Source organism: Bacteroides sp. AF39-16AC (genome assembly GCF_003602735.1).
Lineage (GTDB): Bacteria > Bacteroidota > Bacteroidia > Bacteroidales > Bacteroidaceae > Bacteroides > Bacteroides uniformis.
On sequence record NZ_QTLN01000006.1, the window covers coordinates 13,651 to 38,802 of the forward strand.

The following is a 25,152-nucleotide window of genomic DNA, read 5'->3' on the forward strand; positions in this document are numbered from 1 at the left end:
TAATATCATGACAAATAATGACATGTAGTAAATTCTTTTTGGTCTTGCTGATGCAGGTGTTTATACTTTCTTCGTTTGCTAATGGTAATGAGATAACTTTTTCCTCTTTGTTGCAGGAGATGACCAACCGTGAGTCATTGGTTGATTATCCATCTCCATATTACACTGTGCGGCAGTTCAGCAGTTATGACCGTTTCTCAGATCATGCAGTGAAAGGTTCTTATGACTGGTTTGCCAATTGGGATTTTAGCCAGTTTCTTCGTACGGAAGAAAAGGATGGACGTAGGGAATTTGTTATGTTTGACGCAGAAGGACCTGGTGCTGTAGTACGTATATGGATTACGGTGGCCAACTATAATGATAACGGTATATTACGTTTTTATTTGGATGATTCGGATATACCAGCTATTGAAGGTGAGGTACTGAGTCTTATCAGTGGTCACTTTCTGGCAGATGCGCCTATATCTACGTCTGTATCTCCTTTGACTCCTTATAAACAACGGGGACATGATTTGTATTTACCGATTCCTTATGCAAAGCATTGCAAGATTACTTATGAAACTCCTGGTATCACTGCAGCAGGGAATCGTCCACCCGGAGAGAACTTCTTTTATAGTGTAAACTATCGCACATATGATAAGGGAAGTATTGTAAAAACATTTACTTTGGATGATTTGAAAAAGGAAGCTGATGTACTTGATGGTACACAGAGGGAACTGATGGAACAACCTATTCTTGAAGGAAAATATCAAAAAAAAGTATCTGGGGATAAGGCTATTACGAATTTATCGGGAGAGAATCGGATTGTTCTAGAGGGTGGAGGAGCTATACGTGGTATACAACTTAAACTATCTGCTGATGATTTGGCTCAAGCTTTACGTTCCGTGATACTTAGAATTACTTTTGATGGTAATCAGACAGTTTGGTGTCCAGTTGGTGATTTTTATGGAACGGGTAATCGTCTTTCGCCTTATAGTTCGTTTTATACTACTGTAAGCAAAGATTCTATGATGACTTGTTATTGGGTGATGCCGTATAAAGATAAATGTGAAATTTCTCTGGAGAATTTGAGAACTGAAGTAGTGAGTACATCTCTTACTGTTTATTCGTCTGATTGGGAATGGAATGAGAGAACCATGTATTTCGGCGTAGGCTGGATGGAATATCATCGTAAATATACAGGGTTACATAAGAGTATCAATGGGACATTGGATGCAGAAGACATAAACTTTGTAACTTTAACTGGTCAAGGTGTTTATGTTGGTGATGCTATAACAATCTTTAATACAGTTGGTGATTGGTGGGGTGAAGGGGATGAAAAGGTATATATTGATGGAGAAAGTTTCCCGTCACATTTTGGGACCGGGACGGAGGATTATTACGGTTATGCTTGGTGTATGCCAAATTTCTTTGAACATCCTTTTATTGCCCAACCCGATGGCACAGGAGCTTATCAGCCTGGACACGTGGCAAATTTGAGATATCGTGGGTTGGATGGCATAACGTTTAAGAAATCTCTTGTTTTTGATATGGAATTTTGGCATCAGAGTGCGACATATGTCAATTACGCACCGACTACTTATTGGTATATGCTTCCGGGAGGAAAAACGAACCGGAAACCAGAAGAAAAGATGGCTGTAATTGATATAGCGAAGCATAAGAATGACCTGGTGAGTAACTCTGTTGACAAAAATGGAAAAGTGGAGGGAGAATTTATGAATATTTCTGTAACTGGTGGCATGGAACGAACGCAGTGTATTCCTGAGATGAATTGGAGTAATGGAGTACAGTTTATATGGAGAGAAAGTAGGAAAGGAGATTGTGCTAATTTAGGTTTTGTGGTTGATGAGGGAGGAAAATATTCGGTAAAGTGCAGGTTTACGATTGCCCCAGATTATGGTCGCTTTTCTGTTGAGGTAAATGAAAGTCCGGTTCTTCCCTCTGTTGATACTTATAATTCAAAGTTGAGCATGATGACAGTTGAACTAGGTATATTGGAGCTGAAGAAAGGGGAGAATTTCTTGAAACTTGTACAGCTGGATAAAAATGAAAAGGCAGTTAATTCATTGATAGGATTGGACTATTTGACTGTAGAAAAGGTAAAATAGTCTCAGGATATAAGATGTGAAATAGTTTGGAATGGGATTGAGACTTTTGTATTATTTATTGGGACATTTATTATATGCTAAATCCTTTTTGCAGGTTAATTTTGTGGTCAGTAGCTGTTTGAGTATTTAATTCTAATAATTCAATTCTAATACTATGTTTATCATTGAAAATTATTCGTTGGCAGTAGTGTTTTGTTTTATAACAATGCTGTGTTGGGGGTCTTGGGGCAATACCCAGAAGCTAGCGGGCAGTCGTGTCTGGCGATATGAACTCTACTATTGGGATTATGTAATAGGTGTGTTACTTTTGTCACTTCTGGCTGCGTTTACAATGGGGAGCGTAGGGGAATTGGGACGAGGTTTTGTTGATGATTTGTTGCAGGCTGACGCATCTAATCTGGCTTCGGCTCTTATCGGGGGTGTCATATTCAACCTTTCCAATATTCTACTTTCTGCCTCTGTTTCTATTGCAGGTATGTCTGTGGCCTTTCCATTGGGAGTAGGGCTGGCTTTGGTTCTGGGAGTATTCATTAATTATTTTAATGCACCGCAAGGTAGTCCGGTATTCCTTTTCTTAGGAGTTCTGCTGGTGATTGTGGCGATTGTCTTTAATGCTTGGGCCTATAAGAATATGGGAAAAGGTGGGGAGCAACAAAAAACAAAAGGTATTGTGATAGCTATAGTGGCAGGTATTATGATGTCTTTCTTTTTCCGCTTTATTGCAAGTTCTATGGATTTGCAGAATTTTGAATGTCCTGAAGTCGGTAAGATGACTCCCTATACAGCAATGGTGATTTTTTCTATTGGTATTTTCACCAGTAATTTCATTTTCAATACAGTCGCAATGAGGCATCCTTTTGTCGGTACACCTACATCTTATGAGGATTATTTTGCAGGTAGTTTCCGTTTACATGCTGTAGGAATATTGGGTGGTATAATCTGGGGTATTGGCAATCTGTTCAGTTTGTTGGCGACGGAAAAAGCTGGTGCTGCCATTTCATATGGATTGGGACAAGGTGCTACGATGGTGGCTGCATTCTGGGGTGTATTTATTTGGAAAGAATTTGTGGGAGGTCCTAAAATAAACAGAGCTTTACTGACATGTATGTTCATTCTGTTCTTGTCTGGAATCGGTTTGATTATTTATGCGGGACTTTAAATGGTAATTTATATATCTAATGATGAAATGGAAAAATGTAAGAAAATAGTTGTGGTCGGTAGCACGAATGTTGATTTGATTGCCCGCGTCAGTCACCTGCCTGAACCGGGTGAGACAATAGGAGATGCAGAATATTGCCTTTCATATGGAGGCAAAGGAGCTAACCAGGCAATTGCTGCTGCCCGGTCAGGAGGACATGTCTCATTTATTTCTTGTCTGGGAGATGATGCCTATGCAGATACACTTATAACCTCTTTTGTAGATAGTGGAATTGATGTGGATTATATTCAGAAGTGTGTGAGACACTCTACTGGGATTGCTTTTATTTTTGTTGCGGAAAATGGAGAGAATTGCATTGCTGTGGCTCCAGGGGCAAATAATTTATTGCGAGGAGAAAGAATGGATACTATTCTTCCAGTTATAAAAGAAGCGGATGCATTGGTGCTGCAGCTGGAGATTCCTTATGAATCGGTGATTTCGTTGATTGAGTATGCTCATACTGTTGACACTAAAATCATTTTGAACCCAGCTCCGGCCAAGCAGATACCTTCTTATATCCTGGAGAAAGTGGATATTCTTATTCTGAACGAGACTGAGGCTATGCTTATAGCAGGACAGTCATTGGACTTTTCGGAACCGATAGGTATTGCTCGAAGTCTATTGAGAAGAGTAGGACAAGTCGTAATTCTGACATTGGGAGCAAAGGGGTCGGTTATTGTTTCGGATGAGATGGAGAAACAGATTCCTTCATATGTAGTGAATACAGTAGATACGACAGGAGCTGGTGACACGTTCTGTGGTGCTTTTGTAGCTCAGTGGGTGGAAGGAGTAGATTTACAGGATTGTGTACAGTTTGCAACAGCAGCTGCTGCTTTGTCTGTCACAAGAATTGGAGCGCAAGTTTCGATTCCTTATCAAAAAGAAGTAATTGAATTTATGCGCAATAGAATACTATAGGCTATTGGATTTGCAGAATACTTATGAGATAATATTATGAAAACAATCGGAAAAAAATTAGTTATTGTATTAATCTTGTTTTTGGCTGGAGGAACAATGACTTCTTGTCACCAACAATCTTCGTCAGTTACAAATACCATGTCTACAAGCCAACTTTTGGATAAAATAAAAGGAGGATGGGCAGGACAAACCATTGGAGTTAGTTTTGGCAGTCATACGGAGTTCAGATATCAGGGAACATTTATACAAGATTATCAGTCTATCCCATGGCATGAAGGCTATGTACAAGAGTTAATGGATTCTTGGCCCGATTTGTATGATGATATTTATATGGATTTGACATTTGTAGATGTATTGGAAAGAGTTGGACTAGACGCTCCTGTTGATTCTTCTGCCATTGCATTTGCGACGGCAGACTATAATTTGTGGCATGCTAATCAGGCTGCTAGATACAATATTTTACATGGGGTAAAGGAGTCTGGGCATTGGTTGTTTAATCCCCATGCGGATGATATAGATTATCAGATTGAAGCTGATTTTGCTGGCTTGATGAATCCTGGTATGCCAAATTCTGCTTCTGAGATTAGCGATAAGATTGGACATATTATGTGTTATGGTGATGGTTGGTATGGTGGAGTATATGTGGGTGCGATGTATAGTTTGGCTTTTATATCAAATGATATTCAGTATATTGTGGAGGAAGCTTTGAAAACCATACCTATTGAAAGTACATTCTATCAATGTATTTCGGATGTAATAAAATGGCATAAACAATACCCGGATGATTGGAAACAGACATGGTTTGAATTGCAGAAACATTATTCGGAAGAAGTTGGATGTCCTGATGGAGTTTTTGCACCATTAGATATTGATGCAAAGATAAATGCAGCTTATATTGTTCTTGGTTTGTTGTATGGTAATGGAGATTTTACTAAAACAATGGAAATATCTACACGTGCTGGGCAAGATTCTGATTGTAATCCTTCTTCTGCCGGTGGTATTTTAGGTGTGATGCTGGGCTATAGTCAGATTCCGGAATATTGGATGCAAGGTTTGAGAGGAGCAGAAGTCAAGAAATTTAAATATACTTCATTGAGTTTAGATGATTTATATGCTATTAGTTATAGACATGCTCTTCTAATGATAGAGAAAAATGGAGGGACGGTGTTTGACAATCAGGTAATGCTACCGATACAAAAGCCTACTGCTGTACGTTTAGAACAATGTTTTGAAGGAGTGTATCCGCTGGTTAAGAAAGGATTGAACTGTACAGATATTGATACTTTATCTTTTGACATAGATGGGGTTGGTTTTGTAATTAGGGGTGAGGCGATTCGTAGGGACTATAGTCAACCGGATGATATTATAAAAGCAAAACTTTATATTGATAATCATTTTGTAGAGGAAGCTGAGTTTCCAACAAGTTTCCGTTATCGTCGTTTAGATCTTTTCTGGAATTATCAATTGCCCAATGGTAAACATAATATCAAGGTAGTGGTTGATAAACAGAATGTTAATGCATTATTGCGTTCATGGGAATATATTGTGTATTCTGATAAGAAACAACAAAGTTCCTATTAGTTCTGTATAGGAAAAAAATTCTATTTTTTTCTCCTTAAGGGGATGTTTATGGTATTTAATGAGACATTTGTTTCATCGAAATACTGTTCTATAGTCTACTTTTGCTCTTAGTAATAGGTATGGGTAAATTACTATATCTACTTCTTTGTTGAACTAAAAATATGGTATTTAAAATTATGAAAAACAAAAACGTTCGAACAGAAGTTCAAAAGAGTTTTCTTTGGAATTTTAAGTTGTATGCATTTATAGGGTGTTTGGCATTTCCCTTGAATGTATTAGGTGAATCTGTTTCCTTTGACACAGACAATGTTGCTTTTATGTCTCCTTCTCAAAGGATTAAAGTTACGGGTATCGTAAAGGATGAGGCTGGTATTACTCTTCCTGGTGTAAATGTTGTAGTAAAAGGAACAATTATCGGTACGATTACTGATGCTAATGGACAATTTACATTAGAAGCTCCTAGTGACGGTGTATTGTTGTTTACTTATGTTGGCTTTGGAAATCTTGAACTGCCAGTTAATGGAAAAGAGAATCTGGAAATCATAATGAAAGAGGGAGATACTCAATTGGAAGAAGTTGTGGTGGTAGGGTATGGTACTCAGAAAAAGGTCAGTGTAGTAGGATCTATATCCAACATTGCTCCTAAAGCTATTAAGCAAACTGCAACCACTTCACTACCAAATGCGCTTTCTGGTCGCATGCCAGGTATTATAACACGACAGACATCTGGTGAACCAGGATTTGATGCTGCGTCTATTTATATTCGTGGTATTGCAACTTGGGGAGAAAAGGCACCTTTGGTTTTAGTAGATGGTATTGAGCGGTCTATAAGTTCAGTAAATCCAGATGAAGTCGAAAGTTTGTCTGTACTTAAGGATGCTTCGGCAACTGCTGTTTATGGTGTGAAAGGTGCTAATGGCGTTATTCTGATTAATACAAAGAGAGGTAAGCAAGGTAAGCCTCAAGTCTCGTTCCGAACAGAATCTGCTATTCTTTCCAGCTTGGCCGAGCGTAATTATATTGACGGTTATGAATATGCCTCATTAATGAACGAGGGATTGGCTAATGTGGGCAAGGCTCCTCGTTGGTCTAATGAAGAGTTGGAGAAATTCCGTACAGGTTCAGATCCTTATTTATATCCGAATGTGGATTGGATAGATAAGGTTCTTAATAAAAATTCATATCAGACAATAAACAATTTGAGTGTAACTGGCGGTAATGAAATAGTACGGTATTACGTGAATTTGGGATATTCAATGCAGACAGGTATATATAAAACGGATAAAAGTAATCCTCATAATACGAATGCAAAAGTTTCCAGATATAATTATCGTTCTAACGTAGATATAAACTTGACTAGAGACTTGGTTGTAGAGCTGGGTGTTGGTGGTATTATTGATGACCGTAATTATCCGGGTGCTGGTGCAGCAGGTATCTTTAATGGTTTACGTGATACTGGACCTATTGCATTTCCTGTGACGAATCCGGATGGAAGTATCAGTGGTCTGCCTACGTATATCGGCTCTAATCCATGGGGACAATCTACGCAAACGGGTTACTCTGATGAGCATTTGACTACTATACAATCTACAGCAGGTTTAACCTGGGACTTATCTCGTTTAGTAACAAAAGGACTATCGGTGAAGGGGCATTTCTCTTTTGACTTTTATCACGCAAACAAAGCATTGAGATATAAGGAATTTGGTATAAAGCAATATATTGGCAAGAATGAACAAACTGGAGAAGATCAATATATTACACACCGGGACGATAAGGCAATGGGGTATAGTATCGAACAAAATTCAAATCGTGCTATCTATATGGATTTTTCGGTAAATTATCAACGCACATTCGATAAACATTCTGTTGCAGGTATGTTACTTTTAAATCGTCGACAATATGATAATTTGTCTGCTGGGACTTCTATTATGAATTTACCTTATCGAAGTCAAGGTTTGGCGATGCGCGCGACTTATGACTATGCACAGCGATACTTTATAGAATTTAATGCGGGCTATAATGGATCAGAGAACTTTCCGAAAGGAAAGCGAATGGGCTTCTTCCCTGCTATATCTTTAGGATGGTTAGTTTCTGGAGAATCTTTTTGGAAAGATAATTTAGTAAGCAATTTGAAATTAAGATTTTCACATGGAGAAGTTGGTAATGACCAAATTGGTGGTGATCGTTTTTTGTATTTGACAAAGATGGATCAGAATTGGGAACAAGTGTACTATTTTGGACAAGATCAAATTAGATGGCCCGGTATTATTGAATCTAAGATTGGCTACAACAATGTTACTTGGGAAACTGCGGTTAAAACGAATTTAGGACTTGATTTAGGTTTGTGGAAAGACCGTTTTAGTTTACAGATGGATTTTTTCTATGAAAAAAGAAAGGGTATTTTAATGCAACGCCAATCTGTACCAACGGGAGCAGGTTTCTTGGCTGCAAGTGTTTTATGGGGTAATTTGGGAAAAGCAGAAAATAAAGGCTTTGATGCATTGTTGGAATTTAAAGATCGTACTTCTTCCGGATTGTTCTATTCATTACGCGGGAATGTAACATTTGCTCGTAGTAAAGTACTTGAGAATGATAAAGCCGATCCACTCTATTCAAATTTGTCCGAGATAGGACATCCTATCGGTCAACCGTTCGGTTTGGTAGCTGCTGGATTTTTTGAATCAGAAGAAGATATTGACAATTGGTATGACCAGTCTTTATTGGGTGGACGTCCAATACCGGGAGATGTGAAATATAAGGATATCAATGGAGATAATATTATTGATTCAAATGACCAATGCGCAATAGGTTATACTCGTGAACCAGAATTGGTTTTTGGATTTGGTGGTACGATTGAATATAAGGGATTTGATTTGAGTGCCTATTTTACAGGTGCTGCTCGTACGAGTACTTTCTTCGAAGATCGTACTTTCTGGCCATTTGCTAGTGGTATGGGCTTTTTCAATGTATTCAAGGAAATTTATGACAATCGTTGGACACCTGAAACTGCTGGTGCAGCAAAATATCCGGTGGTTACGGATGGCTTTAATGTACAAAGTATGCGGCGGTCGACGGTTTGGCAGAAAGATGCTAGTTATTTGCGTTTGAAGAATCTGGAAGTTGGCTATACTTTGCCAAAGAAAGTTGTAAGTAAATTGAAGATCAATAATCTCAGAGTGTTTGTAAACGGAACTAACCTTTATACATGGGATAAGATTAATCACACAATTGATCCGGAATCTGATAATTGGTATCCTATTCAACGGGCTGTGAATTTTGGACTTGCAGTGGATTTTTAAAAAGTAGAACGATTAAACTTGAGCGAATATGAAACGTATTAATATAGTTTGCATCACTTTGTTGATGATATTATTGGGAGTAAATACTTCATGTGCTGATTACTTAGATAAAGCACCTGATGAAGATTTGACCCTTGATGATGTGTTTACACGAGAGAATTATGCAGAGCAATTCTTATCATCCATTTATTGGAATATGCCCTGGGAATTGAATTTCACGAATGATTGGGGGCACAATCCATTCGTTGGTGCGGCAGATGAGCTGGATTATCCTTATACAAATTGTTTTGCCTACTTCATGAATAATGGGTCCTGGACACCTGATAATGTTTTAAAAGATATTTCCAATATGGCATACCAGGGTATTAGAAAAACGAATATCTTTCTTGAAAATGTAGCTAAGGTTCCTATGGATGAGTCAAAGCGTGCCGGTTGGATTGGAGAGGCTACTTTCTTACGTGCATTTTTTCATTTCCAATTATTGCGTATTTATGGGCCGATACACATTACAGAGAAAGTATTTGATCCCAATGAAGATTTTTCAGAATTGTGTAAACGAATGCCGTTAGATCAGTGTGTAGATTTTATTACTAACGAGTGTGATAAGGCTGGAGGTATGCTGAAAATGAAAGAAGGAGCAGACAGATATGGTCGTGTGACAAAAGCTGCTGCTATGGCATTAAAGGCGAGGGCTTTACTTTATAGGGCTAGCCCCTTGTGGAATGGTAATCCTGATTATGCAAACTTTACAGATAAAGAAGGAAATCACTTGTTCCCCCTCTCTTATGAAGCGGAACGTTGGAAGATTGCTGCCGAATATACCAAAACATGTATAGATGAAATGGAAAAGGCAGGTTATGGGTTGTATTATGCACCGTCAGGTGACCCAATGGAGAATTACCGTTACTTGTTTGTAGAGAACTGGAATAAGGAGATTATTTTTGCAAAGAATGTGGCGATTTATGACCAGATGGAACGTGCTGCCGCTCCGCTCAGTTTAGGCGGTTGGTCAGGCTTATGTCCTACTCAGGAGCTTGTTGATGCATATGAAATGGCAGATGGTACAACTCCTATTTTAGGATATAATGCTGATGGTAGTCCAATAATTAATTCTGAATCAGGATATTCTGAAGAAGGGTTTACGGAAGAGGCAGATGCAGAGGGGTATTATCCGGAAAATACTTTTAATATGTTTGTAGACAGAGAACCGAGATTCTATGCAACAGTTACTTATAGCGGTGCTTACTGGAGAGGACGTCAGATTGATTTCCGTATGGGAGCTCCTGATGGACGTACTGGTGGACCTGACTATACAACTACTGGTTATCTGATGCGTAAGTTTTTGGATGAGGATGGTGTAGATATTTTAAGAGGAGTTTTTGTAAATAAGACATGGAATTATTTCCGTTTGGGGGAACTTTACCTCAATTATGCAGAAGCATTGAATGAGGCTTCTGGTCCGGTGGATGATGTCTATAAATATGTAAATTTGATTCGTAAACGTTCGGGATTGCCAGGGTTGAAGGCAGGTTTGTCTCAAGATGAAATGAGACAAAAAATTAGACGCGAACGTCAAGTGGAATTAGCTTTGGAGACTCATCGGTATTTCGATTGTAATCGTTGGAAGATAAGCGATCAGGTAAAAGCGGTCCATGGTATGGATATTGGTGCCCGTGATAATAGTTTCTTTAAACGTACTTTGGTTGAGGAAAGAGTATTTGAGGCACCTAAGCACTATTTGTGGCCGTTCCATCAAGATGAAGTTAATAAGAATCCTGATATTTTTGTACAGAATCCGGGATGGGGTGGAATTAATTGATAGCTGAATTTGAACTTAATCAAAGAGGTTCGGTAGGCATGTAAAGTATTTATATGAAATTCATATACTTATAAGTATGAAAAAGGTGATATTATTGTTCTTGTTATACTTTAGCTCTTCTCTTTGGGGACAGTCAAGGGATGTCACAGAGTACGTTGATCCTATGATTGGAAATTCTGATTCGAGATGGATGCAATTTCCCGGACCAGCTATGCCATTCGGAATGGTAAAGCTTAGTCCGGACAATCAGGGGAATGTATGGAGAGGTGGTTATGAGTATAAAATTAATCAGATCATAGGTTTTAGTCATATACATAGTTGGACGATGGGGGGCTTACTGACCATGCCTGTTACCGGACCTCTGAAAATTAAGCCGGGAGAAGAAAACGAACCTGATAGCGGCTACCGCTCCCGTATTAATCATAAAAATGAGAAAGCTTCTTTATCATATTATTCAGTCCTTTTGGATGATTATAATATAAAAGCGGAACTAACTTCTACAACACGTACGGGGTTTCAAAGGTATACATTTCCAAAATCGGATAGTTCCCGTATTTTATTTGATTTGGAGAATGGTTCGGAATATCCATATGAAGTTAGATGGGCTTCTATATCCAAAGTCAGTGATTATGAAATAGAAGGTTTCTCTACCCAATCGTCGTATGATGAGCCAACCAATCTGCTGAATGATTATACAGTATATTTTGTTGCTCGTGTCGATAAACCGATGAAATCTTTTGGAACATGGGTCAATGGGTATGTGGATACTACTTCAAGCATTTGTTGGGGAAGACATGATATCGGTGCTTTTATGAATTTTGATACGGAGGAGGGTGAGATTATCCAGCTTAAGACTGCTATATCGTATGTGAGTATTGAACAAGCACGAAAGAATTTGGAAGTGGAGTCTGGAGGCTTTGGCTGGAACTTTGATGCAGTCCGTAAATATGCCGTTAATGAATGGAGAAAAATCTTAAGCACCATTGAAATTGAAGGAGGAACTGAGGAAGATAAACGAAAGTTCTATACGAATTTATATCGTTCTTATTGTTCAAGGACTATTTTCAGTGATGTGGACGGTCAATATGTTGATATGTATGAGCGAACACAACAATTGAAAGATCCTGCTTCGCCTATTTATGGCTGTGATGCTTTTTGGAATACTTTTTGGAATCTCAATCAATTGTGGGCACTTGCTACTCCAGACATTATGAATAAGTGGGTAGAGTCATTATTGGAGTATTACAGAGTGGGTGGATGGTTACCCAATGGACCTCCGGGAGTGGAGTATTGTGATATTATGGGAGCTCAGCATGAGATACCTCTTATGGTGAGTGCATATCAGAAAGGTATTCGTAATTATGATGTAGATAAAGCGTATGAAGCTGTTAAAAAGACCTTGACAACACAGGGAACAGCACTTTCTTCTGGTGGTATTGTAGGCAATAGGCATTTGGATGTTTACTTGAAGTATGGATTTGTGCCTTATGGTGAGAAATCTCATCATAATGTCTTTGGAACTACCTATGAGGGGCCAACTTCTAATACATTGGAGTACGCTTTTGATGATTGGAATGCGGCACAATTTGCCAAGGCTCTTGGCTATGAAGAGGATTATGATTATTTTACAAGACGTGCTTATAATTATAAAAATGTTTTCGATTCGGAAACGAAATATGTCCGGCCGAAATATAGTGATGGAACGTGGATGCCGGATTTTGAACCTATTAATAAAGATGAGCATTCTACCAGTTGGTCGTGGCTGGGCTCTGGATTTGTAGAAGGTAACTCGTGGCAATATACGTGGATGGTACCTCATGATATGAATGAGTTGGTTAAGATGATTGGTAGGGAAGAATTTAACCGTCGGTTAAATGAAGGATTTGAAATTTCTTCTGAATACAGTTTCTCTCCTCCGGGTGATAGGTTCAGTGCGGCTTATGTGAATCACGGTAATCAACCGTGTATGCAGGCGTCTTTTCTGTTTAATTATTCTGGAAAGCCTTGGTTAACGCAGTACTGGGCACGAGAAATGATGAATAAATATTATGGCTCGACCCCTATTCATGGTTGGCCGGGTGATGAAGACCAGGGACAAGGTGGAGCTTGGTTTGTAATGGCTGCAATGGGGCTGTTTGAAGTGAATGGAGGAGGCTGTGTGGAGCCTTTTTATGAGATTAGTTCGCCATTATTTGAGAAGGTAACCATTCATTTGGATGAAAAATACTATAAAGGTGGTAAGTTTGTAATTGAAGCAAAAAATGTGTCCAATGAGAATCGGTATATACAATCTGCCAAATTGAACGGGAAGAAACTTTCTAAACCTTGGTTCTATCACTCTGAACTGGTAAATGGGGGGAAACTGGAGTTGATAATGGGGAAAAAGCCTAATTATAAATGGGGAAGTAGGCCGCAAGATGCTCCACCTTCCATGTCTTCCAATACCCAGTAAAAAATCAATATGTGTATTGTTTAATTGATTAATACATTAAGAATGAAAAAAATAAATTTGATTATGTTGTTCTTTTTGAGTATGTTCGCAACTTTAGATGGTCATACTCAAGTGAGGGGTGGAGAACTAGGAGGGTTGACTACTATTCAAGAAGGTGTCCGTAACCGTAGAATAAGTAGTGCCGATAAAACGGGGAATAATAATGATAATGTAGGTCCTATAAAACCAGGAGAGAAATGGAGTGTTGATATTCCGGGTACTGGTATTATTAACCATATTTGGTTTACTATTGCCCCGATGCATATTATGAGAAATGATCTCATATTCAGGATATATTGGGATGGACGGTCTACTCCTTCAGTAGAGTCTCCGATTGCTGCTTTTTTTGGAAATGGATGGGACGAGCATTATGAATATGCTACACTCCCATTGGCAGTTGGTCCTACAAATGGGACTGGTTTGGTTTCTTATTTCCAGATGCCTTTTGCCAATGGTGCCCGTTTAGAGATAGAGAATCAAAGCGATATAAATATTGATTGCATCTATTTTTATGTAGATTATGTAGAAATGAGAAAATTGCCGGTGGGCTCAGGACGTTTCCATGCATGGTATAATCATGAATTGACGGAAGCTTTACCAGAAGGTGAAACCGAATGGGGATTGGTAGGACCAATGGGTAATAATGTGGACGGTGCTAATAACTATCTGTTTGCTGATATAAAGGGTAAAGGACATTTTGTAGGGATAAATTATTATGTCCATTCTCCTTCAACAATGTGGTATGGAGAAGGAGATGATATGATATTCATTGATGGTGAAGAAAAGGCATCTTTGTTAGGTACGGGCACTGAAGACTTTTTTAATACTTCGTGGTGTCCGAAGACCTTGTTCAATCATCCTTATTATGGTTATGCAAGGGTTAATAATGACAATGGTTGGTTGGGAAGAACGCATGTGTATCGTTTCTTTGTGGCAGATCCGATTTATTTTGAGAAATCGTTAAGAGGGACAATAGAACATGGGCATAATAATAATTTGACACTGGATATTAGTAGTGTGGTATACTGGTATCAATCAGAAGCTGGAGTTCTACCTCCTGCTCCGACCAAAGAAGATAGAAGGCCTAAAGCTTTTATTCGTGATCAGGATATACATAGATGGAGGCATGAGTGGCGAAAGAATTTGGGTAATGGTGCCAAACTGTGGGGAAATGAAACTCAAGTTGGGGGATAATTCGATAACGTTCTATCTATGAGATTCAAATAAACATGATAAACAAATTTAAGATGATTATGAAATTTAAGATTGTATGGGTATTGGTGATGATGCTATCTCTTCATGGCTATTCTCGGGAAAAGTATGGTGATAGTTTCTCTTTTGCAAGGTCTGGAACGGATATTCTTGAAGTAAGGAAAGGAAATTTATCGGTAGGAGCGTCCACTGTGGCATCTTCTTCCAAAGGGAAGCATTCTTCAGCCAAAGCTGTAGACGGTAGTTTGACTTCTTTCTGGCAATCTAGCCAGTCTGCCGGATGGATTGTAGTAGATTTGAAAACCTCTTATTCATTGACTAGCATTTGTCAGGTATTTCATGAATCGTCTGTTTGGAAATTCAAGGTAGAAGGCTCTGTTGATAAAGAGAATTGGTTGCTGTTGGTAGATAAGACGAAAGGAGCTTCCGGTGATGTTTTTGCAGAAAGTGTGAGTGGCGTGTACCGTTATGTAAAATTAACTGTCCTTGAGTCTAAAGATGGTTTTCTGCCTTCTTCGAAAGAATTTGTTATAAATGGAACAAATGCGGATAAGAATATTGCTTTAGGTAAGCAATGCACTAATGTGGTGCTGCAAAAGGATCATAATCCGAATGATGCTTTGGATGGAAATATGTCAACCTATTGGATTGCTGATAATGAGCAGTTTCCCCAATCTTTGACTGTTGATCTGGAAGAGGTTTGTACGTTATCTGGAATTCAGCAAATCTTTAAAGACCATGATAGCTGGAAGTTTAAGATTGAAGGTTCCAATGATGAATTGCACTGGGCTGTTTTGGTTGATAATACAGATGGTATTAGTGGATTTGATTTCAAAACTCCGGTTTCAGGAGAATTCCGTTATATTAGACTGACTATTTTGGGCTCAGCGAAGGGATATTGGGCACACAGTTGTGAATTTCGAGTTTTTGGAACAGAAAAAGATGTGGTTTCTTTAGGCGGTCGGGAACTTGAGGATTTGGCCTTTAATGCTTTAGCTGCCACTTCTTCGTTTTGCGACAATAATCATACTCAGAAGAAGGCCTTTGATGGTGACAATACTACTTTTTGGTATGCGGACAATAATGCTTATCCGCAATGGTTATGTGCGGATTTAGGTTTGCCATGTGATGTTCGGAATATAAAACAGACTTTTGTGGAAAAAGATGTTTGGTCCTTTATTATTGAAGGGTCAAATGATAATAAAAAATGGGACTTATTGGCAGACTGTCGTTCGGGTATTGCCGGTACTGAGTACGTAAAAGAATTGAATGGTGTATATCGGTATATCAAATTAACTATATTGGATGCCAAAAGTAAAAGTAGAGCAGGTAGCCGTTCGTTGGTCATTAAGGGGTTTGGTTCACCACGTAATGCAACGTGGTGGGAAGAGACTTCTGGTATGACAAGGTATTACCCCAAATACTATCGCCAAACGCTTAACTCTATAAAAGACAGTTTGGATATATTGCAGGCACAAGGTTATCGTAATATTGAACTTTCGGCTATATATGAAGGTGATCCTAGTGTGTGGGGAGGGCTTGGAGCTACAAATAACTATGCCATAGACCCGTCTATTGGAACATTGGAGGATTTTGAGGACCTTCTCCGTGAAGTACATGCACGGGATATGAGGCTGACTTTCTTTGGAAATGTTGGTTATTGCTGGTATAAAGCTCCTTTCTTTGAAAAAGCATGTGATGATCAGCGTAATGGTGTATATAGTAAGGAGAGGAACTGGTTTCATTTCAGTGATAAGAAGTTGAATGACAATTGGTTTTGGAGTGACAGAGCCCAGGCTTATTACTATTCGTGTTGGGGAAACTCGGATGGGGCTGAAGGACGCATTCCAAGCTACAACTTTAACAATTGGGAGTGGCAGGAAGAGTGTCGGAATTATCTGGACTTTTGGGCAGATAAGGGGGTGGATGGAATACTTCTGGATGCTCCTGAGGTCTATGATGGTATTACTGACGATATTATCAATGAGTCTATTATAAAAGTTTTAAATCGTAGAGGCATTCTAACTAATGCGGAGGGAGCTTCAAATATTGAAAAATGGATTAGCTGGTTTGATTTTAAACTAATTCAAGGTTTTGATATGTATGGTTGGGGCGGTGGAAAAAGAAGTGAGGTCTTAAATGCCAGAAGAAATCAGAACCCATGTGAATTGAATGGAAAGTTGAAGAGTTATAGAGACCGTATTGTGGCATTGGGGGCAACAACTATTACTCCACCAATGTGGGAGATTCCAGCTACTAATGAGGAGCGCCTTTTTGAATTGGCTTATTTAATTTCCATGGGGACAGTAGTAATAAACCATTATGGTGATCATCATTCGGATTATATAGCCCAATTAATTCTTGATAAGTGGCCTCAAAAGGACCAGAAGAAGTTTTATGATTTAATCAGGTTGCAGAATGGCTATAACGGGTTGGCTCCCATGGGACAGCGCACTTGTATTCCTTCAAATGATGATAGTAAGTATACTGTCTTTAAACGAAGCAATAAAGATGGGAAAGTTTCGGCCCTAGTCATTATGAATTTCCAGAATAGTACGGAAACCATTTCTGTGAATTTGAAGAATACGGGTATCTTGCTGGGACAAACTCCTCTAAATCTATTGGATGGAGATAATATACCACCTGTATTGTCTGAGGACTATCATATTACATTGCCTCCTTATGGGTATATGATACTCGGTATTCAAAATGAAGAATAAGATGTGAGAATTTCTTCTGTATAATATGTGGAGAACTACTATTATAAAAAGATAATAGATTTCTTGATCATGATTCCGTGGGGCTGGGAAGTTCCACGGAATTTTATATTTTTATTTCGCGACGATTTATCCTGCCCAGTCCTCCCTATCCAGATTTCTATATCCGATAGCTTCCGCCAAGTGTGCCGGCTGTATCAATTCGCAGCCTTCCAGGTCGGCGATGGTGCGTGATACTTTCAATATACGGTCGTAGGCGCGGGCCGAAAGGTTTAGGCGGTTCATGGCAGTTTTGAGCATGGCAAGTCCTTTGTCATCCGGACGGGCGTGGCGAGCAAGCAGTTTACTGTTCATCTGGGCATTACAATATATGCCGGGAATGTCTGCATACCTTGCTTCTTGAATTTGTCGGGCACGTATCACACGCTCGCGTATGGTGGCGCTCGATTCGCCGGGGCGAGAATCTGCCATCTCTTCAAAGGGGAGTGGGGTGACTTCAATTTGCAGGTCGATACGGTCGAGCAAAGGTCCGGATATGCGGTTCAGGTACTTTTGTACTTGTCCAGGACTGCATACACAAGCCTTGGTGGGATGCGTGTAATACCCGCATGGACACGGATTCATAGAGGCTACCAGCATAAAACTTGCCGGGTACTCTACATTGCATCGGATGCGTGACACGGTAATCTTCCTATCTTCCAGCGGTTGGCGAAGAACCTCCAATACGTTACGGCTGTACTCTGGCAGTTCATCAAGATATAAAATTCCGTTATGTGCCAGACTGATTTCACCGGGCTGGGGGAAACTTCCTCCACCGGTCATCGCTACCGTAGAAATGGTGTGGTGAGGGGCGCGGAACGGGCGTTTCGAGATGAGTCCACCGTCTTTGCCCAACTTTCCGGCAACAGAATGAATCTTGGTCGTTTCCAGACTCTCTCCCAAAGAGAGGGGAGGAAGTATAGACGGCAGACGCTTGGCAAGCATGGACTTACCGCTGCCCGGCGAACCGATGAGAAGTATGTTGTGGCTGCCCGAAGCAGCTACCTCCAAGGCTCGTTTCACATTTTCCTGTCCTTTTACTTCTGCAAAGTCGAAATCAAAGTTGCTCTGCTGGGAATAGAATTCCTCGCGGGTGTTGACTAACGTAGGGGTTAATTCCTGCGTGCCATTAAAGAATTCTATAACTTCCTTGATGTTTCCCGCTCCGTACACTTTCAGATTGTTTACTACTGCCGCTTCGTGGGCATTCTGTTGCGGTACAATCATACCCTCAAACCCCAGTTCTCTGGCCTTGATGGCAATGGGGAGTGCTCCTTTGATAGGTTGCAGGCTGCCGTCAAGGCTTAGTTCACCCATCAGCAGATAGCGTTCCAGCTTATCGGACTGGATAACTTCGCTGGCGGCAAGTATGCCGATGGCTAAAGGTAAATCGTAAGCTGCACCTTCCTTGCGGATGTCAGCCGGAGCCATGTTGATGACAATATTGCTGGTCGGCATCCGGTAGCCGTTGACCTGCAAAGCAGATATGATACGTTGATGGCTTTCTTTGACCGCAGAGTCCGGCAAACCGACTAAATAGAACATACAGCCTCTGGAACTGTTGACTTCAATGGTGATGAGGGTTGCGTCAATACCTTGAACAGCCGCTCCAAAAACTTTTATGAGCACGTTTTTAGTGATTAGGGGTTAGTGATGGCAGGATAGGCTACCGTCGATTTTGTTTTTTGAGTTTCTTTTCACTCTCTTTCTTCTCTTTTTCCTTTTGCTCTATCTCCTCCAGTTTCTTTTTGATGTCTTCCTCACTCATATTCTTCCCTTCAATTTTTCCGGAAGGGCTAAGGAACAGATTGGCAGGCAATGCTTGTATGGCGAGCTGTTTGATGGGCGCTGTGTTCCATCCGGAGAAATCACAACTCTGTTCCCACTTCAGGGTATCTCTTTTGATTGCTTCTTCCCATTCCTTTCTGTCGATATCCAAGGAAATGCCCCAGAGTGCGAATAGCTTGTTCTTTTCTTCTTTCTTGTAAATCCGGCGCAGGGCAGCGTTGGCTTCCATGCTTTGCGGGTCCCAAGATGCCCAAAAATGTATCAACAGATATTTGTCCTTAAAGCTAGTACGGCTGATTTGTGTGCCTTTGGCATTGGGCAGGTTGACGTAAGGGATGGTTTTCCCGACGGATACCTTCTCTTCTTCTTGGATAAGGTCAAGCAGTTTGTCCACATATGGGCGGTCTTTCAGGCCTCCGGTCATGTGTTCTGTCATTTCTTTGATTAAGGAGAAGTCCGGTTGCGGTTTTTGCACGAAATATTTCTCCAGCAGATAGATACTTACCAGTGAAGAAGGATGGCTGTTGATGAAGGCTTCTGCTTTTTCTTCCAATGCTTTCTCCGAGGGAGTACTCAAACCTTTCAACTCTTTCTGAAAGGCGGTCAGTTCTTCATTGGGAACATTCCCCGTGATTTCCAGTGAAGTAAGTTCGGCGGCAGAACCTTTTATCTTTATGTTGTCTCCTTTGTCCAGGTAAAGCGGATATTCCGTACCGTCACTGAATTGCAACCATGTAGAGGCAAGTGTGTCGGTGGTGAGGGTTGCAGAGAACTTGTCATCCTTGACAAGCAGAGTGTCCATACGGTTATAGAACTTGTCCGTACCATATATATAAAGGGTATCATTCCCCAGCCCTTTGATTTCACCATTTAGGTAGACTGAATTTGTATTTTTGCTGCCGCAGGCAGACAATATAATAAGCAGAAGGTATGCAAGATAGATTTTCTTCATTCCGGTTCTTTTTCTGATACTTCGTCGCGAAAATACTTCTTTTTGGTGTGAATAAAAAGAAATGCCCGACATATTTCTATGCCGGGCACGTTCTTTTCAATCTAACCTTTATTATTTGATGATATTCATAAAGTCAGTGTTAGTGAAGTATTTGGCGAATTCCAGGTCAGAAGCAGCCTTCTTTGCCAAAGCCGGTTCTTTTGCAATGGCATTCTTCAGACTGCTGGTTACCATAGATGTATTGTTGGTTCTTGCGCCAAGTACAGCCATCAGGTAGTCAGTATAAGCGTCTGGTCTTTCGATAGCAGCCAGTGTGTTCTTAGCCTTGTTGTAGTCCTTAGCCAGGATTTGTGCCAAAGCAGCGCTGTTAGTCTTAGTGTCGCCAAATGAGCTGACAGCCTTGTCGTACTGTCCTTGAGCAACATACAGATTACCCAATGCCTCGTTCAGTTCCTTAGAACCGGAAGCCTTGCTCAGATAGCTTTCTGCTGCTGTTCTGTCGCCCTTGGTCAAGGCAATCAGACCGAGATTCATGTTTGCTTCAGGAGCATCCTTGATGGAGAGAGCTTTCTTGAAGTAGCTTTCAGCCTTGTTAAGATCACCAGCCTGATAAGCCAGTTTACCTAAGTTGTTGTAAGCACGGAAATCGTTCGGGTAGATTTGAGTAGCTTTTGTGAAGATGGCTTCTTGCTTGGCAGCATCTTTAGTCAAGGTGGTGGCATACAGCAATTCTTCGATGTTCAGCTGCTTGGCGTCGCTGTCGGCGAGGTTTGCGATTTCTTCGTCAGACTTACCGATGATTTCGTAATTCAAAGTCAGGCGTGAACGACGCAGTTGCGGCAGGATTTCGTCAGCCAAAGTCTTATACACAGAAGAGATGTTCTTGATTTCTTGTTCTCTTTGTTCAGGATCCTGATACATGGAAAGAACGCGAAGAATCAATTCTTTGTCTTGGATGTTTGATTTGGATACCAGTTCCTGGAAGCCTTCCCAGTCCTGAGCTGTATACTTGGTGTCTACTGCTGCATCGATTTTGGCTTTCTTCAAATCTCTGTTGATGATTTTAGCCGTGTTGTCCTGGCGGTTCTCAGCCAGTGTAGTATTCAAGCCTACACCACCATCGGGAGAAGCGTATGCGGAGATTTCGATGTTGCTGATTTTCTTGTTTTCAGCTTCGTCTATGTTTTTCACTTCTTTGCCGAATTCTTTGGCAGTCTTCAATTCGCTGGCGCGTACGTTGGCTTGTTGAATCAAGAACATGATGTTGGCGTCATGCTTTTCTTTGATGATACGTTGGAAAGCGTCGTCACCATTGGCGGGGTTAGCGCTGCCCAATGTTTGTTCCAGCATCTCAGAAGTGGAGATTACACCATCAGCTACTTTTACAGCAGGGATAGTGACAGTCTTTTTGCCTACTGTAGCCTTGAATTCCAGATACAGTTCGGATTTGGCCATTTCCGGTACATAGTCGAAAGATGTCTTCATAGTGTAGCTGCCGCCCATCTTGTAAGAGATAGTCTGGTCGTTACCTTCTACTTTTTCGCCCTGGAACACAGCCGACTGGCCTTTAGCTTCGCCGCCATTCCATTTCAGCACAGGGGTCACTTCTACCACAGCCTTCTTGTTGAAGTACTTTTCGGGGAATTTTCCGTTGATTGTAGCGGGAACTTTACCACCCACAGCTTCCAGAACTTGAGGAGTTACGGTGAAATAATCTGATGACAATTCACCCATCTTTTTGCTGCACGATGTCATTAATGCAACAACCATTGCCATTAAAAACGGCAGATACAATTTCTTAGTCATTTTAGGTATAAATTAATTGTTTGTAATTGAAATTTGTCTATTCCATTTTAGTGTGCTGTTTGGGCATGGACACAACAACGCAAAGATATTAAATCCTATTACAGTTTGTTAACTCGCGCAGCAATTTTATCATAATTTAATGAATTTCCCGCTCTTTGCGGTACTTTATATTGCGGGGATGATGTTCTATGATTTCACTGCGCAATCTGTGCCGGTCAATATGTGTGTAAATTTCTGTTGTAGCGATAGATTCGTGACCCAGCATACTTTGTATGGCGCGCAGGTTGGCGCCTCCTTCAAGCAGGTGGGTGGCAAAGGAATGGCGGAAGGTGTGCGGACTGATGTTTTTGGTGATGCCGGCCTTCTTCGCCAGTTCCTTGATGAGATGGAATACCATGATGCGCGAGATATTTTTGCCCCAGCGTGCCAGGAATACATAGTCCTCGAAGTCCTTCTTGATTTTCCAGCCTCCATTGCGGTCCACGAACCAGTTCCTTATCTCCTTGATGGCACGGGACGATATGGGTACAAGGCGCTGTTTGCTGCCCTTACCTTCTACCTTGATGAAGCCTTCGTCGAAATACAAGTCGGAGATTTTCAGGTTGCACAGTTCCGATACCCGTAGGCCGCAACTGTATAGAGTCTCGAGGATGGCCCGGTTGCGTTGCCCCTCGTTTGTGCCTAGGTCAATGGCGGAGATGATGCGGTCTATCTCTTCCACTGTCAGTACTTCTGGAAGCTTGAATCCGATTTTGGGTCCCTCCAACAGTTCGCTGGGGTCTCCCTCCAGGTAGTCGGCCATGACGAGGAAATGGAAGAATGACTTGATGCCCGACAAGATGCGTGCCTGCGAGCGGGGATGGATGCCGATGTCGTGCAGTCCGGAGGCAAAATGCTGCAAGTCATCCAGGGTAGTGTCAAGGATAGCGATACCCTCTCCTTCCAGAAAGTGCAGCAGCTTCTGTAAGTCTGTTTGGTAAGCATCCACTGTATTGGGTGAGAGTGCTTTTTCCAGTTTCAGATACTGGTGGTACTTTCTGATTATCAGCGTTTGTTTCTCCTTATTCGTGGATTTTTCTTCTGATTTCATTTCTTTTTTCTACCTTTGCTTCGCGAAAATAGGCTGCATTTCAGCAAATTGCAAATAAATTTGCATCTGCTTTCGGTTTGCACTATCTTTGCACCGCAAAGGTATAAAAAATTGTGTTATGAGGATACAGATTATTAACGGCCCCAATATAAATCTCTTGGGCAAACGTGAACCTTCCATTTACGGTAGCGTTACTTTTGAAGACTACCTTGCCGAACTCCGTAAGAAATATGCGGATGTACAGATTGACTATTTCCAGTCCAACATTGAGGGAGAGCTGATAGACAAGATTCAGCAGGTAGGTTTTGATGTGGACGGCATCATTTTGAATGCGGGTGCTTACACCCATACGTCCATCGCTCTGCAAGATGCTATCCGTTCGGTCACTTCTCCGGTGATTGAGGTGCATATCTCTAATGTACATGCCCGCGAGGCTTTTCGTCATGTGTCCATGATTTCCTGCGCTTGCAAGGGTGTCATTCTCGGTTTCGGGCTGAACTCCTACCGTCTGGCCATGGAGGCATTAAAAGATTATTAAATAAAATAGGTATATAGATTATGTTATTGAAGCAAACGAAGATTGTCGCAACGATTTCTGACCAGCGCTGTGATGTTGATTTTATAAAGCAGTTGTTCGATGCAGGTATGAATGTTGTACGTATGAATACTGCACATCTTGGCCGTGAAGGTGCCGAGAAGTTGATTAACAATGTGCGTTCGGTTTCCAACCGCATCGCTATCCTGATGGATACGAAAGGACCGGAGGTCCGCACGACGGTTCTGGCTGAGCCCATTCCTTTCAAGGCGGGCGACCGCGTGAAGGTGGTAGGCAACCCGGAGCAGGAGACTACCCGTGAATGTATCTCGGTATCCTATCCCCATTTCGTCAAAGACTTGAATGTGGACGGCCATATCCTTATTGATGACGGTGACTTGGAGTTGGTTGTTGTAGAGAAGACCCCCGACTACCTGCTCTGCGAAGTACAGAATGAGGCTACTCTGGGCAGCCGCAAGAGCGTCAACGTTCCCGGCGTCCGCATCAATCTGCCTTCTCTGACTGAGAAGGACCGCACCAATATCCTTTATGCTATTGAGAAGAACATAGACTTCATTGCCCACTCCTTTGTGCGCAATAAGCAGGATATACTCGACATCAAGGCGATTCTTGACGCTCATAACAGCGATATCCGTATTGTTGCTAAGATTGAGAACCAGGAAGGCGTTGATAATATCGATGAAATCCTGGAAGTAGCCGACGGTGTGATGATAGCTCGCGGTGACCTCGGTATTGAAGTTCCGCAGGAACGTATTCCGGGCATCCAGCGTGTGCTCATCCGCAAGTGTATTCTTGCCAAGAAGCCGGTGATTGTTGCCACACAGATGCTTCATACCATGATTTCCAATCCGCGTCCCACCCGTGCGGAGGTAACGGACATTGCCAATGCCATCTATTATCGTACGGATGCCTTGATGTTGAGCGGTGAAACCGCCTATGGAAAGTATCCGGTAGAAGCGGTGAAGACGATGACCAAGATTGCCGCCCAAGCGGAGAAAGACAAGCTGTCTGACAACGATATCCGTATTCCGCTGGACGAGAACAGCAACGACGTGACTGCGTTCCTGGCCAAACAAGCGGTAAAGGCTACCACCAAACTGAAAATCCGTGCAATCATCACCGACAGTTACAGCGGCCGTACTGCCCGTAACCTTGCCGCTTTCCGTGGCAAATATCCGGTATTGGCCATCTGCTACAAGGAAAAGACCATGCGGCACCTTGCCCTTTCCTACGGTGTGGAAGCTATCTATATGCCCGAACTTGCCAACGGGCAGGAGTATTACTTTGCAGCCTTGCGCCGCTTGTTGAAGGAAGGCCGTTTATGTCCTACGGACATGGTGGGCTACCTGAGTAGCGGTAAAGCCGGTACGCGCACTTCTTTCCTCGAAATCAACGTGGTGGAAGATGCCCTGAAACATGCTGAAGATAGTGTGTTGCCCAACAGTAACAGATATTTGTAGGATAAGGGATTAAGGATAAGGGGTTAGGGATTAGCGGTTAATGATTAATTAATAATTGTGCGCAGAACTAACCCCTAACCCCTAATCCCTTATCCCTAACCTATAATCCATTAACAAA

General features: G+C 41.3%; 15 protein-coding genes. 11 read left to right on the forward strand and 4 right to left on the reverse strand.

Translation table 11 applies throughout. The features are described from left to right. Window positions 1-17: 17 nt before the first annotated feature. From DW039_RS07340 to DW039_RS07380, 9 genes are all read left to right on the forward strand, one after another. Window positions 18-2,108, forward strand: coding sequence for a glycoside hydrolase family 172 protein (locus DW039_RS07340; RefSeq protein ID WP_005830792.1), 2,091 nt, complete (start codon window positions 18-20; stop codon window positions 2,106-2,108). A gap of 154 nt (window positions 2,109-2,262) precedes the next feature. Continuing rightward, window positions 2,263-3,267, forward strand: coding sequence for a GRP family sugar transporter (locus DW039_RS07345; protein ID WP_118264478.1), 1,005 nt, complete (start codon window positions 2,263-2,265; stop codon window positions 3,265-3,267). 27 nt (window positions 3,268-3,294) lie between these two features. After that, the gene (rbsK, locus tag DW039_RS07350) at window positions 3,295-4,224 is read left to right on the forward strand and encodes a ribokinase (protein ID WP_243633654.1); all 930 of its coding nucleotides are present in this window, start codon (window positions 3,295-3,297) and stop codon (window positions 4,222-4,224) included. Between the two features lie 36 nt (window positions 4,225-4,260). Continuing rightward, window positions 4,261-5,805 (forward strand): ADP-ribosylglycohydrolase family protein, encoded by a 1,545-nt coding sequence (locus tag DW039_RS07355; RefSeq protein ID WP_117878801.1) that lies wholly within the window; start codon window positions 4,261-4,263, stop codon window positions 5,803-5,805. Window positions 5,806-5,981: 176 nt separating this feature from the next. Further along, window positions 5,982-9,104, forward strand: coding sequence for a TonB-dependent receptor (locus DW039_RS07360; RefSeq protein WP_243635017.1), 3,123 nt, complete (start codon window positions 5,982-5,984; stop codon window positions 9,102-9,104). 28 nt (window positions 9,105-9,132) lie between these two features. Next, window positions 9,133-10,923 carry a RagB/SusD family nutrient uptake outer membrane protein gene (locus DW039_RS07365; RefSeq protein WP_008662530.1) on the forward strand — a complete coding sequence of 597 codons (1,791 nt, stop codon included), beginning with the start codon at window positions 9,133-9,135 and terminating at the stop codon, window positions 10,921-10,923. A 76-nt stretch (window positions 10,924-10,999) separates the two neighbouring features. Continuing rightward, window positions 11,000-13,375 (forward strand): GH92 family glycosyl hydrolase, encoded by a 2,376-nt coding sequence (locus DW039_RS07370; protein ID WP_120381832.1) that lies wholly within the window; start codon window positions 11,000-11,002, stop codon window positions 13,373-13,375. A gap of 42 nt (window positions 13,376-13,417) precedes the next feature. Next, entirely contained in the window at window positions 13,418-14,608 is a 1,191-nt protein-coding gene (locus DW039_RS07375; RefSeq protein ID WP_005830778.1) for a glycoside hydrolase family 172 protein, read from the forward strand. A 53-nt stretch (window positions 14,609-14,661) separates the two neighbouring features. Beyond that, window positions 14,662-17,346, forward strand: a complete 2,685-nt coding sequence (locus DW039_RS07380; RefSeq protein WP_243635018.1) for a discoidin domain-containing protein — start codon at window positions 14,662-14,664, stop codon at window positions 17,344-17,346. 126 nt (window positions 17,347-17,472) lie between these two features. On the opposite strand, the gene DW039_RS07385 is transcribed toward DW039_RS07380, so the two are convergent. From DW039_RS07385 to xerD, 4 genes are all read right to left on the reverse strand, one after another. Then, window positions 17,473-19,011 (reverse strand): YifB family Mg chelatase-like AAA ATPase, encoded by a 1,539-nt coding sequence (locus DW039_RS07385; protein WP_005830774.1) that lies wholly within the window; start codon window positions 19,009-19,011, stop codon window positions 17,473-17,475. 37 nt (window positions 19,012-19,048) lie between these two features. Beyond that, on the reverse strand, window positions 19,049-20,122 hold the full coding sequence (locus DW039_RS07390; protein WP_120381834.1) for a TlpA disulfide reductase family protein: 1,074 nt from the start codon (window positions 20,120-20,122) through the stop codon (window positions 19,049-19,051). A gap of 111 nt (window positions 20,123-20,233) precedes the next feature. After that, complete coding sequence (locus tag DW039_RS07395; protein ID WP_120381835.1) at window positions 20,234-21,928, reverse strand: tetratricopeptide repeat protein; 1,695 nt, start codon at window positions 21,926-21,928, stop codon at window positions 20,234-20,236. Window positions 21,929-22,064: 136 nt separating this feature from the next. Beyond that, window positions 22,065-23,018, reverse strand: coding sequence for a site-specific tyrosine recombinase XerD (gene xerD / locus DW039_RS07400; RefSeq protein ID WP_005830767.1), 954 nt, complete (start codon window positions 23,016-23,018; stop codon window positions 22,065-22,067). A gap of 118 nt (window positions 23,019-23,136) precedes the next feature. Here xerD and aroQ point away from each other — a divergent pair, with 118 nt between their 5' ends. Beyond that, complete coding sequence (aroQ, locus tag DW039_RS07405) at window positions 23,137-23,556, forward strand: type II 3-dehydroquinate dehydratase (RefSeq protein ID WP_005834372.1); 420 nt, start codon at window positions 23,137-23,139, stop codon at window positions 23,554-23,556. Between the two features lie 20 nt (window positions 23,557-23,576). Next, window positions 23,577-25,034, forward strand: a complete 1,458-nt coding sequence (gene pyk / locus DW039_RS07410) for a pyruvate kinase (protein ID WP_009037618.1) — start codon at window positions 23,577-23,579, stop codon at window positions 25,032-25,034. Window positions 25,035-25,152: the final 118 nt, after the last annotated feature.